Annotated in this window: 1 protein-coding gene; it reads left to right on the top strand. The window is 64.8% G+C overall.

Annotation, left to right across the window (positions count from 1 at the left end; all coding sequences use genetic code 11):
• On the top strand, positions 1-3,489 hold a 3,489-nt coding region (locus EOA86_RS27075), incomplete at both ends, for an NAD-glutamate dehydrogenase (protein ID WP_128344492.1).

Genomic DNA, 3,489 nt, shown 5'->3' with positions numbered 1-3,489 from the left:
CAACATGCCATTCCTGTTCGATTCCGTCCTCGGCGAGATCACCGAGAGCGCCGGCGAACCGCTGCTGGTCACCCACCCGGTCATCGTCGTCAGGCACGGCAAGAGCGGCGTCGACGAGATCCTCGGCGATGGCGGCTTTGCCAAGGGCGATCACAGTCATGAGCGGCTGAGCGTCATCCACGTCCATATCGCCCGTCTTTCGGCCGATCAGGCCGACGCATTGGCCGAGCGGTTGAAGAAAATATTAGGCCAGGTGCGCGCCGCTGTCACCGACTGGAAGCCGATGCTGGCCCGCCTCGACCAGGCAATCTCCGAGTTCCGTTACGCTCCGGTGCCGCTCGACAAGGCGCACGTCGCTGAGGCGATCGCCTTCCTCGAATGGCTACGCGACGACAACTTCACCTTCCTCGGCATGCGCGAGTTCAAATATACCGGCGGCGAGAAGAGCGGCATGCTGGAGCGCACCGAAAAGCCCGGCCTCGGCATCCTCTCCGATCCGGACGTGCTGGTGCTGCGGCGCGGCACCGAAGCGGTGTCGACGACGCCGGAAATCCGCGCCTTCCTGCACGGGCCGGAACCGCTGATCGTCACCAAGGCCAACGCCAAATCGACCGTGCATCGCCGCATCTATCTCGATTACATCGGCGTCAAGACCTACACCGCCAAGGGCGTGCTCGCCGGCGAACTGCGCATTGTCGGCCTGTTCACCTCGACTGCCTACACGCGCTCGGTGATGAAGATCCCTTATCTCAGGTCGAAAGCCGAAACCATCATCGCCAAATCCGGTTTCAACCCTGAAGATCACTCCGGCAAGGCACTGATCAACGTGCTGGAGAGCTATCCGCGCGACGAGTTGTTCCAGGTTCCGGTGCCGATCCTGCGCAAGCACGCCGAAGCCATTTTGGGGCTGATCGAGCGGCCGCGCGTCAGAGCGCTGGTGCGCGCCGATCAGTTCGACCGCTTCGTCTCGATCCTCGTCTTCGTGCCGCGCGACCGCTACGACAGCGTCGTACGCGAGAAGATCGGCACCTATCTGAAGACGGTGTTCCAAGGCCGGCTGTCGGCCTACTACCCCGCCTTTCCGGAAGGCGGGCTGGCGCGTGTCCACTTCATCATCGGCCGTTCCGGCGGCAGGACGCCGAAGATCGACCAGGCGACGATCGAGGCAGCGATCCGCGCCATCGTGCGGACCTGGGACGACATTCTGCGGGAGACCGCGGCCGAGAGCGGCGCCGATGCGGCGCTCACGGCGATCGCCTCGCGCTTCTCGGGAAGCTATCGCGACAGCTTCTCGCCGGCGGAGGCGTTGGCCGATGCCAGGCGCATCGCCAGGATCAGTGCGGCTAACCCGATCGCCATCGACTACTACCGTCATGTCAACCAGGAACCGCATCAGGCGGCGCTGAAGATCTATCACCATGGCAGCCCGGTGGCGCTGTCGCGGCGGGTGCCGGTGCTGGAGAACATCGGTTTCCGCGTGATCAGCGAGCGCACCTTCGAGGTCGGGGACGAGGCTTCCGGCATGGTCTTCATCCACGACATGGAGCTCGAAAACAGCTACGGCAAGCCGATCGACCTTGCCGACCGCGGCGCGCTGTTCGAGGACGCGTTCCTTTCCGTCTGGCGCGGCGAGATCGACAATGACGGCTATAACGGCCTTGCCCAGACCGCCGGCCTGTGGTCGAGCGAGGTCACCATCCTGCGCGCCTATGGCCGCTATCTGCAGCAGGCCGGGATCCCGCAGAGCCAGGATTTCATTGCCGCCGCACTCAACCGCTATCCGGAGATAGCGCGTGGCCTGCATGAGCTGTTCGTCGCCCGCCTCGGACCGACGGCGGAGACGGAAGGGGTGGTCGCGGCCAAGCACCTCAAGGCCAAGATCAGGGATGCGTTGGAAGAGGTTCCCAACATCGATGACGACACCATCATCCGTCGTTACCTCAACCTGATCGAAGCCTCGCTACGCACCAATCATTTCGTTCCCGATACGAAGGAGAAGGGCCAGTCGCTGGCGATCAAGCTCGACTCGCACGCGGTTGACGGTCTGCCGGCGCCGCGGCCGTGGCGGGAGATCTTTGTGTACGGTTCCGAGGTCGAGGGCGTGCATCTGCGCTTCGGCCCGGTCGCCCGCGGCGGCCTGCGCTGGTCGGACCGCGCCCAGGACTACCGCACCGAAGTGCTCGGCCTGGTCAAGGCGCAGCAGGTCAAGAATGCGGTGATCGTGCCGGTCGGCGCCAAGGGCGGTTTCTATCCGAAGAAGCTGCCGATGGGCAGCGGCCGCGACGCCATCTTCGAAGCCGGCGCGTCCGCCTACAAGAACTACGTCTCCAGCCTGTTGTCGATCACTGACAATATCGGCCTGGACGGCGTCATTCCGCCAGCCGATGTGACCAGGCGTGACCAGGATGATCCCTACTTCGTCGTCGCCGCCGACAAAGGCACGGCGACTTTCTCCGACACCGCCAACGCCATCAGCGAGAAGCATGGCTTCTGGCTCGACGACGCCTTCGCCAGCGGCGGCTCGGCCGGCTACGACCATAAGAAGATGGGCATCACCGCCAAGGGCGCCTGGGAAGCAGTCAAGCGGCATTTCCGCGAGATGAACCGCGATATCCAGGCCACACCCTTCACCGTCGTCGGCGTCGGCGACATGTCGGGCGACGTGTTCGGCAACGGCATGCTGCTGTCCGAGCAGACCCGGCTTATCGCCGCCTTCGACCATCGCGACATCTTCATCGATCCCGCTCCAGACATGGCGGCTTCGATGGCCGAGCGCCGGCGCATGTTCGCCCTCGCCCGTTCGAGCTGGCAGGACTACGACAAGACAAAACTGTCCGAAGGCGGCGTCATCGTCTCGCGCAGCCAGAAGTCGATCACGCTGCCGCCGGCCGCGGCCGCGGCGATCGGCCTCGGCAAGACGACCGCCTCGCCGGTCGAGATCATGAATGCCATCCTCAAGGCGCCGGTCGACCTTTTATGGTTCGGCGGCATCGGCACGTATCTGAGGGCATCGACGGAAACCAACCAGGACGTCGGCGATCGCGCCAACGATGCCATCCGGGTGACCGCGCTCGAAGTGCGCGCCAAGGTCATCGGCGAGGGCGCCAATCTCGGCGCGACGCAGCGGGCCCGCATCGAGTTCGGGCTGAATGGCGGGCGCTGCAATTCCGACGCCATCGACAATTCGGGCGGCGTCAACTGCTCCGATGTCGAGGTCAACATCAAGATCGCGCTGGCTCCCGCCATGCGCAAGGGGGCGCTGACCCGCCCAGCGCGCAACAAGCTTCTCGCCGAGATGACCGACGATGTGAGCGCGCTGGTGCTGTCCAACAATTACGAGCAGACGCTGGCGCTGTCCCTTGCCCGCAAGCGCGGCCTTGCCGATATCGCCCATCAGAGCCGTTTCATGGCAGCGCTCGAGGCGCGCGGCCTGCTCGACCGCACTGTCGAAGCTCTGCCGTCGCCGGCAGCCCTTGCCAAGCGCGAGGC

Source organism: Mesorhizobium sp. M5C.F.Ca.IN.020.32.2.1, from assembly GCF_004023105.1.
GTDB classification, from domain to species: Bacteria; Pseudomonadota; Alphaproteobacteria; order Rhizobiales; family Rhizobiaceae; genus Mesorhizobium; species Mesorhizobium wenxiniae.
The sequence above is the reverse complement of the archived record's forward strand: the minus strand, read 5'-3'. Positions and strand labels throughout refer to the sequence as shown.